Annotated in this window: 14 protein-coding genes; all 14 read right to left on the bottom strand. The window is 56.0% G+C overall.

Going from position 1 to position 14,553, the window contains the following annotated elements; translation table 11 throughout:
- Positions 1 to 55: 55 nt before the first annotated feature.
- The gene (gene iagB, locus WM95_RS08370) at positions 56 to 508 is read right to left on the bottom strand and encodes a type III secretion system invasion protein IagB (RefSeq protein WP_063408060.1); all 453 of its coding nucleotides are present in this window, start codon (positions 506 to 508) and stop codon (positions 56 to 58) included.
- A 132-nt stretch (positions 509 to 640) separates the two neighbouring features.
- Complete coding sequence (locus WM95_RS08365) at positions 641 to 3,409, bottom strand: glycosyl hydrolase family 18 protein (RefSeq protein WP_063408061.1); 2,769 nt, start codon at positions 3,407 to 3,409, stop codon at positions 641 to 643.
- Between the two features lie 259 nt (positions 3,410 to 3,668).
- Positions 3,669 to 4,466 carry a prepilin peptidase gene (locus WM95_RS08360; protein WP_063408062.1) on the bottom strand — a complete coding sequence of 266 codons (798 nt, stop codon included), beginning with the start codon at positions 4,464 to 4,466 and terminating at the stop codon, positions 3,669 to 3,671.
- Positions 4,463 to 4,948: a type II secretion system protein GspM gene (gspM, locus tag WM95_RS08355; protein WP_063408063.1), complete on the bottom strand. Its 486-nt coding sequence runs from the start codon at positions 4,946 to 4,948 to the stop codon at positions 4,463 to 4,465. The genes WM95_RS08360 and gspM overlap by 4 nt, the downstream gene beginning before the upstream one ends.
- The gene (gene gspL, locus WM95_RS08350) at positions 4,945 to 6,090 is read right to left on the bottom strand and encodes a type II secretion system protein GspL (protein ID WP_063408064.1); all 1,146 of its coding nucleotides are present in this window, start codon (positions 6,088 to 6,090) and stop codon (positions 4,945 to 4,947) included. The genes gspM and gspL overlap by 4 nt, the downstream gene beginning before the upstream one ends.
- 15 nt (positions 6,091 to 6,105) lie before the next feature.
- Positions 6,106 to 7,125, bottom strand: a complete 1,020-nt coding sequence (gene gspK, locus WM95_RS08345; protein ID WP_063408065.1) for a type II secretion system minor pseudopilin GspK — start codon at positions 7,123 to 7,125, stop codon at positions 6,106 to 6,108.
- Entirely contained in the window at positions 7,122 to 7,802 is a 681-nt protein-coding gene (gene gspJ, locus WM95_RS08340) for a type II secretion system minor pseudopilin GspJ (RefSeq protein ID WP_063408066.1), read from the bottom strand. The genes gspK and gspJ overlap by 4 nt, the downstream gene beginning before the upstream one ends.
- Positions 7,795 to 8,178 (bottom strand): type II secretion system minor pseudopilin GspI, encoded by a 384-nt coding sequence (gene gspI, locus WM95_RS08335; protein ID WP_023310955.1) that lies wholly within the window; start codon positions 8,176 to 8,178, stop codon positions 7,795 to 7,797. The genes gspJ and gspI overlap by 8 nt, the downstream gene beginning before the upstream one ends.
- A complete protein-coding gene (locus WM95_RS08330) occupies positions 8,171 to 8,656 on the bottom strand; it encodes a type II secretion system protein (RefSeq protein WP_063408067.1) in 486 nt (161 codons plus the stop codon). Before WM95_RS08330 ends, gspI begins: the two co-directional genes overlap by 8 nt.
- Entirely contained in the window at positions 8,656 to 9,105 is a 450-nt protein-coding gene (gene gspG / locus WM95_RS08325; protein ID WP_029739462.1) for a type II secretion system major pseudopilin GspG, read from the bottom strand. The genes WM95_RS08330 and gspG overlap by 1 nt, the downstream gene beginning before the upstream one ends.
- 2 nt (positions 9,106 to 9,107) lie before the next feature.
- Positions 9,108 to 10,316 (bottom strand): type II secretion system inner membrane protein GspF, encoded by a 1,209-nt coding sequence (gene gspF / locus WM95_RS08320; protein WP_063408068.1) that lies wholly within the window; start codon positions 10,314 to 10,316, stop codon positions 9,108 to 9,110.
- A complete protein-coding gene (gspE, locus tag WM95_RS08315) occupies positions 10,316 to 11,794 on the bottom strand; it encodes a type II secretion system ATPase GspE (RefSeq protein ID WP_023310951.1) in 1,479 nt (492 codons plus the stop codon). Before gspE ends, gspF begins: the two co-directional genes overlap by 1 nt.
- A gap of 12 nt (positions 11,795 to 11,806) precedes the next feature.
- Entirely contained in the window at positions 11,807 to 13,732 is a 1,926-nt protein-coding gene (gene gspD / locus WM95_RS08310) for a type II secretion system secretin GspD (RefSeq protein WP_063408069.1), read from the bottom strand.
- A gap of 13 nt (positions 13,733 to 13,745) precedes the next feature.
- The gene (gspC, locus tag WM95_RS08305) at positions 13,746 to 14,477 is read right to left on the bottom strand and encodes a type II secretion system protein GspC (protein ID WP_032668130.1); all 732 of its coding nucleotides are present in this window, start codon (positions 14,475 to 14,477) and stop codon (positions 13,746 to 13,748) included.
- Between the last annotated feature and the right edge of the window lie 76 nt (positions 14,478 to 14,553).

The raw sequence follows: 14,553 nt of genomic DNA, 5'->3' as shown, positions 1-14,553 counted from the left end.
GGAGCAGTTTTCGTTTTATGAAGAACACCAGTCGGTACTCTTCAAAAAATAAAAATCAATAATAATAACGGTTACGGGTGCTACGTTTTAACTTCTGATATTTATTCCAGACCTTACGGGCATAGACCATGCGCTGCGCGAAATTCTCTTTTTTCAGTCCCGCGTTATAGGCACCGACCGCCTCCCAGTTATAGCCATAAATATTGATCATTCCGGATAATATCGATGCGCCAACCATAATCGAGGTACAGGGCTCGGTAATTAACCGGTACTCATTGATGCCCTTTCGCTCCAGCTCGGAAAAATGTGAGCTGTTAATCTGCATCAGGCCGACATCACGCGTGCCATCATGATTCAGTCCAATCGCATTGGGATTCATTCCCGATTCAACATTAGCAATGGCATATAACAGATAAGGATCCACATGATAATAACGCGCGGCTTTATCCCAGCAGTTGGCAAAGACGCTATGGCTTATTACCAGCAACAATAAAAATAACGTTTTCATTTTCAGTCCGGCTCTTTTTCATTGTCTCCTTACGCGGTTATTACTCTTTTCCTGATTTACGGTCCACGTCCGTCGCAGGACGTGGACCGTAATAGCGGGCAAGTTCCTTACCCGCATCGTGATGGCTGTGACTTACTGGCAGTCAGTCGCAGGGCCTTTTTTCACCCATACATCGCTGCTATCTGGTTTATCACCCTTCGTCCACCATTTGGCGGTGTAGGTGTAACCGTTGTAGGTCGTGGTGTCGCCGCCGTTATAGACCACGTCGGAGCGCCAGTTGAATTTCACCTGACTGACCAGCTCCCATGCATCCACGCCGAAGCCCGGCTGGTTGCCCTGAGTCCAGTATTTTGCTTTCCAGACCAGGTTGTCGAAGCTGACGGTATTCCCGGCGTTGTAAACCTTGCTTGCGCTCCAGGCAGCATACTTACTGGCATTGGCGTCAACAGGGTTATCGCAGCTATTGGTGGCAGAACCTTCGTCAGACGGCGTGTTACCTTCATCGGATGGGGTGTTACCTTCGTCAGACGGCGTGTTGCCTTCATCGGCAGGGGTGTTACCTTCGTCAGACGGCGTGTTGCCTTCATCGGAAGGGGTATTGCCTTCGTCAGACGGCGTTTCAGCCGCTTTAGGCGTTACCGTCACCTGGACGTTAGTCTGTACGCTGGACTTGCCATCGCTTACCACCACGGTCAGCGTGTAAGTTGATTCCGTGTCCACGTCCGGCGCGGTGATGTTCAGGTTCGCGGTATCCGCGCCTGTCGCCTGCATATTCGCAGGAACGCTCCAGGAGTAGGTCAGCGCGTCGCCATCTGGATCGCTCGCCTGCGCGTGCAGAGAGTAGCTCTGGCCCGCTTCCAGCGTCACGGCTTCCATCTGGTTCACGACCGGCGCCTGGTTTGCTTTCGGCGCTTTGTTCACGACCTGGACGTCAGCGGTGCTGCTCAACCCTTTCGCGTCAGTAACCGTCAGGCGGAACGCCAGAGTCTGGTTACTGGTGACAGCGGCAACGTTAAAGGTCGCTTTCGCTTTGGTGCTGTTGGTGATGGTCACGGATGGACCAGAGATCTGCGTCCACTTGTAGGTGATGGCATCGCCATCCGGATCGGTGGAAGCCGAGCCATCCAGCGTCACCGTCGCCGGACCGGTTACGCTCTGGTCAGCGGCAGTCGCCACAGGCGCATGGTTGGTTACTACCGGATCAACCGGCGCAGCGCCGCCGCCCGTCAGGCTTTCATTCATCGCGTTCAGAATGTCTCCGGTATCGGAGTCGATGGACCAGGCAAACAGACCGCCCAGATTTTTCGCCAGCACATACTGACCTTTCGCCGTTGCGGAACGCGCGTCTTCATAGGTGATCAGATCGCCGGTGGTTTTGTTAAACAGATACGGCGCTTCAGCGGTGGCATCATAGTTGTATTCCCAGCCCGCTTTGCCTTTGTACTCGTTAACGATCTGACGATAGTCAACCACGCCCGGCTCCCAGGTCCCTTTCACCATGCCCGTTGCCGTGCCGGTGAACGGGTTGTTATTGCTGTAACCGTGAACGCCGGTCCAGCCGCGACCGTACATGGCCGTCCCCACGACAATTTTGCCGGGCTGTACGCCCTGTGCCAGCAGCGCATTCACGCCGTTTTCGGTGGTGTAATTAGTATCCGGTTTGTTCGCCGGCGCACGCAGTGCCGCCTGATGACCCAGATCGGTGTTGCTCCAGCCGCCGTAGAAGTCGTAGCTCATCAGGAAGATATGATCCATGTACTGCTGGGCAGCGGTGTAATCAACGTCTTCAATTTTGTCGCTGCCTGAACCGATTGCTGAGGTCAGTTCAAAGGTACGGCCGGTTTCGGCTGACAGTTCATTCATCATGGTGCGCAGTTCGCGCATCAGTGCGGTATACGTCTCTTTATCCTGCTGCGGGTTGCCCAGCGTTTCGTTCTGACCGCCGCCGCCAGGGAATTCCCAGTCGATGTCTACGCCGTCGAAGAATTTCCAGGTTTTCAGGAAATCTTTTACGGACGCGACGAAGCGCGCGCGGATCGCCGGGTCGTGCATTTTGAAGAACGGGTCAGACAGCGTCCAGCCACCGATAGACGGCAGCACTTTCAGCCCTGGATTGGCTTTCTTCATCGCCATCAGCTGGCCGAAGTTGCCTTTGTAGGGGTCGTCCCAGTTGCTGACGCCAGCCTGAGGTTTCTGCAGGGCGGCCCAGGGGTCGTGAATCGCCACCTGGAAGTCCTGACGGCCCGCACAGGCGCGTTTCAGCGCTTCGAAGCTGTTACCGCCTTCGATGGTTTTCAGGCTGTCGTTGATGCCATCGCCGCCGCAGATCGGAATGAAGCCGTACAGAATGTGGTTGAGGTTGGCGGCCGGGATTTTATCCACCGGGAAGTTACGGTCGTAAACACCCCACTCAGGGAAATAGGCACCGACCACTTTATCGGTGTGCTTAGAGAGGGTTTTATTATTTTCCTGCATGGTGGTGTTGAGTGGCAGCAGATGGCTACCGTCGGTATCCGCGACGATAATCAGTTTGCTGGCGCTGGTGCTGCAGCCGCTGGCATTACAGAGTTCAACCGTTTCCTGATAGCGACCGCCTTTCGTCACTTTAAATGTTGCCGTACCGGACATGCTGCCTGCGCCGGTCCAGACGGTTTTGCCGTCGAGCAGCACTTTCGCTGACGTCGGCGCCGCGCCGTTCCAGACGTCCCACTGCACTTTAACATCGGCGCCATCATGGACTTTGACGAGGCTGTTGTAGGCAGAAGCAGACTGATCAACTTCGACAATGGCAAATTTATCATTCCCACTGGCGATAGTTGCTTTACCTGGCACAGCTGCGAACACCGGGCTTGCAGCCGCTGCAACGAAGAGTGCCAGATATTTAGGCTTCAGAAATTTCATTATTTGATCCTGATAATACGATTTGTGAAATTAAATACCCATGCTTATCCATTAAACATGGACGAACGTTATTTACTGATAAATTAATCGTGAACGTTTCTGGTTCGCGAAAGAGCTGTTTTTTATTGCGCGGAACATTCCTCCACTCATAAAACCTTCGGCAAATGTTTTATTGCGGAGAGAAGAATACAGTGGGGAATTTATTTTATCCTTTCATTCCCCCGATGAAAAAACTTCAAAAAAAACTTGACTGCATTATTTAAAAGATGGAATGCGAAGTTTGCGCGATAAATACAACCAGCCCGGAAAAAGCAATATAGGGACCAAAGGAAATAAGATTATTTTTATTCTCAAAGGGCTTTAACAGGCAATGCATGATAATGCCCCCCAGCGCTGCGATCAGCACAATAGAGGGTAACGCCTGCCAGCCGCACCAGGCGCCCAGCGCCGCCAGCAGCTTAAAATCACCATAGCCTAATCCTTCCCGCCCGGTCAGCAGGCGGAATGCCCAGTAAACCAGCCAGAGCGACAGATATCCCGCCACTGCGCCGTAGATAGCATCGGTCAGCGGTAGCGTAAGGAACAGGGCATGAAACATCAGCCCCGTCCACAGCAGCGGCTGGGTCAGGCAGTCCGGCAGCAGCATATGGCGCGCGTCGATCACCACCAGCGGCAGCAGCAGACTCCACATCAACCACAGCGCGATCAGCGCCGTAAACGAGGGTGCCAGCATGGCGCTGGCGGCAAAGAAGAGAGCGCTACAGACTTCCACCAGCAGCAGCCGCAGCGGAATCGCGCTATGGCAGTGGCGGCAGCGACCGCGCAGCGCGCACCAGCTAATGATGGGAATATTTTCCCACGCGCTCAGGGCGTGGCGGCATTCCGGGCAGTGAGAGGCGGGAAAGAGCAGATTGCCTGCTCCCTCTTCTTCCATTACCAGCGGCGGAATACGCTCCGCCACTACGCCCAGGAAACTGCCGAGGATCGCGCCCAGCGCTCCGCTCATCACGCACAGACCCGGCAGATTCGCCTGCTGCAACAGCATTAGCGGGTTCATGCGCTTTTCGCCCAGCTCAGCGTAATGTGCGCTTTCACGTCACTCTGACGATCCACCGGCGTTAACGCGAGTTTCTCCAGATGGATACCGGAAGAGACGTTCATCTCACGCAGCCAGTTTTGCAGGGCAAAAACGTTTACGCGCTCGACATCAAAGGTCAGCGACTGCTCTTGCTGACGCACGTCTGTCAACGCGACGTGCACGACTTTGGCACTTTCTTCCACCACGCTGCGCGGGTTCGGGGTATTGACGATTCTGGACTGGAGATGGTTCTTATCAATTTCCTGGCGCATCCAGTTCAGCGTCTGCTTTTGCTTAAATAACACGGCCTCGTTATTTTTGATCAGCGTATCGAGCGGCATCATCGCGCCGTAATACACCATCGCACAGCAGAGCGCCCCGCCGCAGAGTTTAAATAAATTACGCTCGCGTGGACTGTAATTTTGCCAGCGGTTTTTTAACTGGGCTATTTGCGTTTTCATTTATAGCTCCCGGTAATAATGGCGGTATAAGGCGCCTCGCCGGAAATCGGCTGCATCGTAAATTCAAAAGTTTCGGCGCTGCGGGCGACAAAATCCTGCAGGGTTTGTTTATCCATGGATTTCACATTCAACGTCAGCTGATTTTGCGTTTCGTCATATTCCACGCTGTTGATCTCCAGAGACGGCAATGACTGCCTGATTTGATTCAGCGCTTCGAGCTGCAGGAAGACTCCTTTCTTCGCCTTGCTGATATTTTGCCCGACGTAGTACTTCAGGTTGCTGGTCTGGCGCAGGGTCGGGAAATAGTGCTGCGCTACGGTGGTCATCTCCCGGCGGATCTCGTTTTGCTGATGAGCGAGCGTCCACGCCATACCAACGCGGGGGCCGATCAGCAGGCCGACGCAAAGCAGCGCCGCCGCCGCGAGGGCCGTTTTCGCGTGGCGAAAACGCGGACCGCTGGCGCTGCGCCCGGAAAACTCCCCGTGCAGCATGTTGATACGACAGCCCTGCCACTGGGGCTGGATCAGCACCAGCGGATGCTGCCACGCCAGCCGTTCATCCACCTGTACCTCCTGCGGCACATCGCCGTAGCAGCACACCTCACCCGCCGGGCATTTACTCAACAGCAGCGGCAGCAGAACCGCATCGGCTTCGCCTGCGCTGCCGGGGGAAAAACGCAGCCAGTAGCTCTCCTCCAGGCTCACCAGCGTCGTGCCTCCTGCGCTCACCGGCAGCAGCCAGGCATCCGGCAGCGCCTGGACCACCGCGAGCCCCGCCTGAGCAAACAGCGCAAGCCAGTGGCGCAGACGTGCAGCGTCGATGGCCACGGCATCCACCTCCGACCCCTTTTTGTTCAGCACCGTCCAGTGCAGCGTCTCCACCTCGCCGAGCAGCGTCTCTTCCGCCATCCACGAGAACTGCGCCGTCTGGGCGGAAAGCCCTTTTTTCGGCAGGGTAAAATGACGAAAGATCGTCTCGCTCGCCGGCAGCAGCAGGCACACCTGCTGAGAAAGCGGATGACAGGAAAGTTCGCTCAGCGTGCTCCAGCCCGTCAAAGATTCCACCCGATCGCTGCCGGATTCACACCACCAGATTTTGCCGTCCTCACGGGTGTCGGGACGAATAAAAAGCACCTTTTTCATTATCTTCTACTTATCTTATTCAACCATTCGGTAGCGGCGTTGCCAGGTCACGACCCTGCCCGCCTCACTGTCAACGTGAAGCTGGCTCACAACGCGCAGCGTTAAATCATCGGTATTGCCGGTGGTATCCACCCGAAAATAGCGACTGTTGACTGCAACCCTGTCCTGAATCTGCGCCAGGATATCTTTGGTCTGCGGATAGTTGCTCTCCAGCACTTTGCTGAATGCCTCCAGCGACGCCCACCCCTCATCCGGGCGTGAATCGATCAGGCGGGCAGCGTCGTCCGTGTTTAACACGCCGGTAAAAACCGCCGCCAGCAGCGGCGCCTGTTCGCGCGTTAAGGTATTCACATTTATGGTGCCATCCGTATCCGGCAAGGCGCACAGCAGCCTGCTGACCTTCGGCCACGCAGCCTGCGGAAAGGCGGGCAGCAGTCTGATTTCATTGATGGTGCGCATCATTTGATTCGCCGGACCGCGGGCGGGCGTCACGCTCGCCCAGTCATCAGCCTCCTGGCCCTGTTTCGCCGTCACGTCGTCGGCGTCGAGATAATCCACCAGCTGCTGGTAAATCTCTTCTGCCGCCAGCGTACCGACGCCACTTTCAGCCAGCAGTTGTTCAATAATCTGCTCTTTGACCGGTTTTTCCGACAGCGCAGTTGGGTCGGCCGGGGCCGCTGGCGCCGCGTCACCGGCCAGCAGACTATTGACGTTAAAGCAGGTCCGGGCATCCTCCACCTGACTCACCACGGTGTAATTATCCCCGTGGGTTTCCAGCGGCTGCGCCCAGTCACCTTGCGGCGACAGCCCCGCCCCTTCTGAACTGGCCGCTTTCTGCAATACGTTTTCCAGTACCTTCTGTTGGCGGGCAATGGCCCAGCGCAGCGTCTGCTGGCTGACCTGGTAATGCGTTTTTTGCAGGTGGCGACAGAACTGCTGACTGATCTTCGCCGCCAGGGTGGACATCATCACCAGCAGGATCAGCACCACCAGCAGCGCCACGCCACGCTCTTTTCGCGCTGTTTTGCCGCTCATGAACTCACTCCTGGCTCTACTGTCGTATCGGGCAGCGGGGTTGTTACGGGCTGGGCCGCATTCTCCGCTGCCGGCTGCGCCGGGTCCGCATTCGTCTCTTTTGGCGCGGTCTGGATCTCAGGCATATCGCCGGGAGTGATAAAAACCCAGCGCCAGGTTTCGCCGTTTTCCATGGTCAGATTCAGCTCAACGCCATCAGGCTGATGGGCGATGTCGGTCCATTTTTCCTGCCAGCCTTCGTGCCAGAAGCGCCATTTCATCTCTTTCACATCGCTCAAAATCGGCACTTCTTCCGGCTGCGCGCTGGCGGGACCGTCGATAGCAGCCCAGACGTTGCGCCACAGGCGCTTGTCCTTTAACGTCCAGCGCACCCGCTCCAGCTGCACCTGGCCGCTGATGCCGTTCAGGGTTGTCAGTTCCAGACCATTCTGCTGCTGAACGAACACCTCGCCGCTGTTGCGCGGCGCGCGCGCCTGCTGCTGGTAAAAGTCACGCGAGAGGAGGTTGTACGTGCGCTGAAGCGCCGTCACTTTTGTCGACGCCTCGTCGCTGGCCGTCGAGGTGCGCATCGCGCCGTCGAGAGTTTGCCAGGCGAGAATGCCGATCACCGCGAAGATGGCCAGCGCAATCATAATTTCCAGCAGGGTAAAGCCCTGCTGACGCTGCACCTTACTCACGATCCACCTCCGGTTCGGCGAGCTGAAGCGCCACCACCGGTTGCGCATCGCTTGCTTCGCTGTAAACCCGTACCTCATCGGCAAAGGTATTTTCGGCGGTTTTCACCCGCTGGATATGCCAGGTCCAGGTTTGTCCGCCCATGGTTTCGGTACCCACCTGCTCGGCGTCCGGGAAATCGGTCTGAGCCAGCTGCGCCTGCGCCAGCTGATTTTCCGCCACCCAGCCGGCCTGCAGCGTTTCCGACAGGCTGTGGGTAAAGCGCACGTTCAGGGTGACGGAGTTCATCAGCGCCAGCGCCGCGGTGGAGAAAATCACCAGCGCCACCATCACTTCCAGCAGGGTCATCCCCTGCTCTTTGGTTTTGCGTTTAGTCATCGTTTTCCACCACCACGGGAACAGAGCCCTGTGACGTCACGTGAAAGCGCTGCTTTTTATCTAGGCTTTCGAGGCTGAGCGTGAAGCGGCTAAGCTCGCCGTCCGGCAAAAAAATGATTTGCGGTTCATCGTCCAGCGTGGCCGCCAGCGTTCGCGATGAGAGGGAGACATGCATCTCCTCAGGAAACTCGCCGCGGGTGGCGATCCGCCCCGACTTTAACGGAGCCCAGTGGCGCTCGCCGTTATTTACAACCTGCGTCACCAGTTCAAATTCTGACGAGGTCATCACCAGCCCGACAATATTTCCGTCCATTACCGCACGGTCAGAACCATATTCAACGAGGGATTTTAGCTGCTGACCAAATGTATCTGCGCCGCTGCGTGATGAAATGGTGGTGACCACCATCATGGCGCTCAGGGCGAATATCACCAGCGCCACGATAATTTCCAGCAGGGTAAATCCACGTTGCTTATTCATTACTTATCTTTTTTATCAAAAGACCAGTTGCTGATATCGTCGGCAGTATTCGCTTCTGCATCCGGACCGGCTGAGAAAATATCGACAGCGCCATGCTCACCCGGGCTAACCAGAATATAGTCATTGCCCCACGGGTCCTGCGGCAGGCGGCGAATATAGCCATCGTCACGGTAGCCTTTCGGAATAGGCGCAATCTCAGGTTTGGTCACCAGCGCCTGCAGCCCCTGCTCGGTGGTCGGATAGCGATGGTTGTCGAGTTTGTACATATCCAGCGAACCTTCCAGCGCCACAATATCGCTGGTCGCTTTCTGAATATCGGCTTTTTCTTTATTGCCCATTAAATTAGGCACGACCATACTGGCCAGCACGCCGAGAATAACGATAACTACCATTAATTCGAGCAGCGTGAACCCCGCCTGACGTTTCAGGCTATTTTTTTTCAAAGACATGATTAACCCACCATATTATTAAGTTGAAGAAGCGGTTGTAATATTGAAAGAACGATAAATAAAACAACGGTCGCCATAGTTACTACCAGTGCCGGTTCAAATACCGACAGCGTTAACGTAATTCGATGCTGTAATGCAGATTCCTGGTTTTCCGCCGCACGATCCATCAACGAGCCCAGCTCGCCGCTCTCCTCCCCGGAGGCCACCATGTAGAGCATGGTGGGTGGGAAAATTCTCGCCTGTTCCAGCGCGTTGTAGAGGGATGCCCCCTGGCGCACGGTGTCCGCCGCCTGCTCAAGCACCTGCCGGGCATAGAGGTTTTCAATCCCGTCCATCGCAATGTACATCCCCTCCAGCAGCGGAACGCTGCTGGCCTGCAAAATACTCAGCGTACGGATGTAGCGCGCGCTGTTGATGGCGCAGACCAGTTTTTTCAGCGGCGACTTTAGCAACAGCCACCGATGATAAACAAACCGGTTCTTTTCTTTTTTTATCCAAAATTTAAAGCTCGCCGACGCCCCGAACAGGCCGCCGGCGATAACGATGCCCCAGGCCTGTAGAAAGTCGCTCACCGCAATCAGCGTGCGGGTGGTCACCGGCAGCTCTTGTTTCATGTGGGTGAACTGGTCGATGACCTGCGGCACCACGGCGACCAGCAGAATGGAGATCACCGCGATCGCCACCACCGTCAGGGTGATGGGGTAGACCATCGCCTGGGTGAGCTTGCTTTTCATCTTCTGGCGCTGCTCGTTGTACTCGGCGAGCTTTTCCAGCACGCCGCCGAGATGACCGGTCTTTTCACCGGCCATCACCAGAGTGCAGTAGAGCTTGTCGAAGCTGCGCGGAAACTGGCTGAAGGCGTCGAACAACGTATGTCCTTCCACAATTTTGTCGCGGATCTCGGTCACCATCGCCGCCAGGGTTTTATCTTCCGTCTGCTTCGCAATCGCCTTCAGCGCACTCTCCAGCGGCAGCGCGGCATTGACCAGCGTCGCGAGCTGTCGGGTAAACATCGACAGCACCGGAATCGACAGTTTTGCCCCTTTACGGGCGTTTTTTCCCGCCGCCGGATCGCTGGTCGGCGCAATGTTCACCGGCATCAGCTTCTGTTCGCGCAGCATCTGGCGCACCTGCTTTGGCCCTTCGGCCTGAAGGGTGCCGCGCTGGGTTTTCCCCGCAGCGTCCGTCGCGGACCACGCATACCAGGCCATTACGCATCCCCCCCGCGCTCGGCGGTGACGCGCATCACTTCTTCCAGCGAGGTCACGCCGGAGATCACCTTCAGCAGACCGTTTTCACGCAGGCTGTAGGCCTCTTTGAAAAGCTGCGTTTCGATGGACATCTCATCTTTGTCTTCATGGATCGCACGGCGCATGGCGCTGTCGACCACCAGAAATTCATGGATGCCTGCGCGTCCCTGGTAGCCGCTCTGGCGACACTGTTCACAGCCCACGGCGCGATAAATCGCTTTCGGCGGCGTTTCCATAAAGGTGAATAGCGCTTTCTCATTGTCATCCAGCGGACTGGTCGTGCGGCAGTGCGGACACAGCCGACGCACCAGACGCTGGGCAATGACGCCAAGCAGCGACGAACCAATTAAAAATGACTCTAGCCCCATATCACGCAGACGGGTAATGGCGCCCGCGGCACTGTTGGTGTGCAGCGTGGACATCACCAGGTGACCGGTGAGCGAGGCCTGTACCGCGATTTGCGCGGTTTCACCGTCACGAATTTCCCCGATCATCACCACGTCCGGGTCCTGGCGCAGAATGGCGCGCAGTCCGCGCGCAAAGGTCATGTCCACGCGCGGGTTGACCTGGGTCTGCCCTACCCCTTCAAGTTCATACTCGATCGGATCTTCCACGGTCAGAATGTTGCGTTCATGGCCGTTAAGCGCCGACAGCAGCGCGTACAGGGTGGTACTTTTCCCCGAACCGGTCGGGCCGGTCACCAGGATGATGCCGTGCGGACGTTCAATCAGTCCCTTTAACTTCACCAGCTCTTCGTCAATCAGACCGAGCTTGTTGATGTCCGGCTTAAGGTTGCTTTTGTCCAGCAGACGCATCACCACGCGTTCGCCGTACTGAGACGGAATAGTGGAGACACGCACGTCAATAGCCTTACGACCAATGCGCAGGGAGATACGGCCGTCCTGTGGGAGACGTTTTTCGGCGATGTCCAGTTTGGACATCACTTTGATACGCGACACCAGCAGCGGCGCGAGCTTGCGCGCCGGCTGCAGCACCGGACGCAGCACGCCGTCAACGCGAAAACGAATGCTCAGGGTGCGCTCGAAGGTCTCGATATGAATATCGGAGGCCCCCTCTTTCACCGCTTCACCCATAATGGCGTTGATCAGGCGGATCACCGGCGAGTTCTCGTCGTTATCCAGCAGATCTTCGTTGTCAGGGATCTCCTCGGTTAACGCCATCAGGTCAATATCGGCGTCCATGTCGTCCACCAGCTGCTGCGAGACGCCGCTGTTCTGCTGCCAGATGTTGGTCAGCAGTTCGTCAAACGCTTCCGCCGTCAGGATCGTCGGGGCATAGGAGCGCCCCAGCACGCGGCGCATCTCCAGCAGGGCATACGCCTGCGCATCCTCGCGGATATAAACCTCGTCGTTATAGAACAGGACCCCGTTCTCTTTCGCCCAGGTGCTGGTACAGAGCGCATTACTCATCTCGGTCATGTCGCTTGCGCCTTACTCTTTAAACGGGTTGCGGGTCGACACCGGCGCACTGGCGCTCACTGGCGCGGCGTGGCTCTGGGACGGATAGGCTGGCAGCATCGGTGAATCAGCATTCTCTACGATGCCCAGCTTGTGCTCTTCCATACGCTGCTGTTGACGCGCCTGGATCTGATCGTATTTCTCTTTCGACGCCGCGCCGTAGTTGTCATCGTCGCGCAGTACGGTGGTGTGAATAAACACCATCAGGTTACGTTTGGCGCTGTCCTGGGAGGTATAGCGGAACAGCTGACCCACCACCGGAATATCACCCAGCAGCGGCACTTTCGAGACCGACTGTTTGGTGACGTTTTCCATCAGGCCGCCCAGCACCACCGTCTGCCCGCTGTGGACCATCACTTCGTTGTTGATGGTGCGGGTGTTGAACGTTGGGCCCAGGCTGGCATCGGCCGTCGAGGTGTTATCCACGCTGGAAACTTCCTGCTCGATCTTCAGATGGATCATGTCGCCATCGTTGATCTGCGGTACGATTTTCAGCTTCGTACCAACGGTTTTACGTTCCACCGAGTTAAACACGTTATCGCCGCTGGTGGTCTGCGAACCGGAGAGTACCGGCACGTCCTGACCGACGTTGAACGACGCCTCTTTGTTATCCAGCGTCACCACGCTCGGCGTCGACAGAATGTCGTTTTTACCGTTAGTGGACAGCGCCGTCATCAGCGCGCCAAAATCGCCGTTAAAGAAACCGGTCGCCAGGCCCGTATAGCTGCCAATGACTTTTGACTTCTTGATCTGGCTGATCGGCAGGCCGGTCGAGCCAAACTGAACCCCACCGTGTTTACCGGTCCACTGCACGCCCAGATCCAGACCGTTACCGTCCTGAACTTCGGCGATGATCGCCTCCACCAGCACCTGCGGACGGCGGATATCCAGCTTGTCGATCACTTTTTCCAGTGAATTCATGACGTTTGGCTGGGCGGTGATCACCAGCGAATTGGTAGACTCGTCGGCGGTAATATTCAGGTCGCCTGCCATCGGCGCGGCTTTGCTCTTGCCGCCGCCCGCTTTATCTTTCAGTTGCTCGCCGATCCCCGTCAGCACCGGCACCACTTTGCTGGCGTTGGCGTATTTCAGGTAGAAGACGCGGGTGTTGCCCTCGTTGTTCTGCTCGCGATCGAGCTGGGAGATCAGCATCCGGGTGCGCTGACGCGCGTCCGGGCTGCCGCTGATCACCAGGCTGTTGGTTTCGTCGTCGGCGACCACTTTGGTCGCCAGCTGCGGGGCGTTTTGCCCTTTCTGCTCTTCGTTGTTGAGGTTGTTCAACATGTCAGAAAGATCTTTGGCAGAGGCAAAACGCAGCGGCACGATTTCACGGCGCTGGACGCCGCTTTGATCCACACGCTGCACCAGATCCACCAGGCGGTTAACCACCGAGGCTTTGCCGGTTAACAGCAGCACGTTTGACGGTTCAAAATGGACCACGTTGCCGATGCCGGAGGCGTCGTTCAGCTGACGCAGCAGGGGAGCCAGCTCACGTACCGGGACGTTCTCCATCCGCACCACGCGGGTGATAATTTCGTCACCTTTGCCGGGGTTTTTGCTGTCGGCAATCGGTGCGCCCGACATGCGGGCCACCGAAGAGCGCACGACTTTCACCATCCCGTTATCCATCGGGATCACCGACAGACCATAGAGATCCAGCACGCTCAGGAAGAACTGGTAATATTCATCTTCCGTCAGTACGTTGTAGGTGCGAACCGACACCGTTCCCTGAACGGAAGGATCGACCAGAATGGTTTTATTAAGGTTACGCCCGACGGTATCGATAAATTCGCGGACATCGGTATTTTTGAAACTGGCGCTAAAGTTCGCCGCGAACAGCGAACCTGAATATAACGACAATGCGGTCAGCGCTACGCACGCCCATGGAAATTTCTTCATGTCTGTACACTTATTAATTGTTTAGAACATTGACCCGAATATTTTCAAGGTGAGCGTGACGCCGAATAATGACATCCGCTTCTTTCATTTTTGACCAGCGGGCAACGATCTCTTTTGCCTGCGCCTCTTTAGTCATATCCACATCGTCAACTTTTACCACCACATCACCTTTTTCCAGGCCAGCATGGCTGTAGAAAGACGACGCATTGCGTGGATTAATGTTGTAGCCTTCCAGCTGGCCTTTTTCGATTAACGGTTTTAACACCAGATAATCATCCAGATGCAGATTATCCAACCCTGCATCTTTCTTCGATTTGGTTGCCGGGGCGCTATCCACGCCGCCTTTGAAATAGTCTGGCTTGTTAAGTGAAATAACCTGCGGCGCGCCTTCATAATTCACCACCACATTATCGGCATGAATTTCGGCAATATAGGCATTGTCAAAACCGGCGAGCATTTCGCCCTCGCGATAGCTCTTTTGTCCGGCGGGGGTTTTTATCACCGCAAAGGACAGCCAGGCTTCATCGCTGCTGAGAATACCTTCGATTTCCGCACTGAGCGGCGTTTTCACCGCCGCTGGCTGTTGCGCCGGCATTACCGCCGGCGTAAAAAGTACAAACTGGGTTTCATCGTGACTTTTTTTTTGCGTATTCTGTTTTGAATCAGACAACCTGTTCGTCACTTTCTTATAATCTTTATAAACCATATACCCTTGCTGGCCGCAGAAAATAAGCAGCACAAACATGACGCAGGGCATAATCAATTGAGTAACAAATGACATCCGCATTTTTAACGAGCCTTTCTGCCAGTCAGTAATTCAC

Origin of the sequence: Enterobacter cloacae complex sp. ECNIH7, assembly GCF_002208095.1 — a bacterium.
GTDB lineage: Bacteria > Pseudomonadota > Gammaproteobacteria > Enterobacterales > Enterobacteriaceae > Enterobacter > Enterobacter cloacae_M.
The sequence above is the reverse complement of the archived record's forward strand: the minus strand, read 5'-3'. Positions and strand labels throughout refer to the sequence as shown.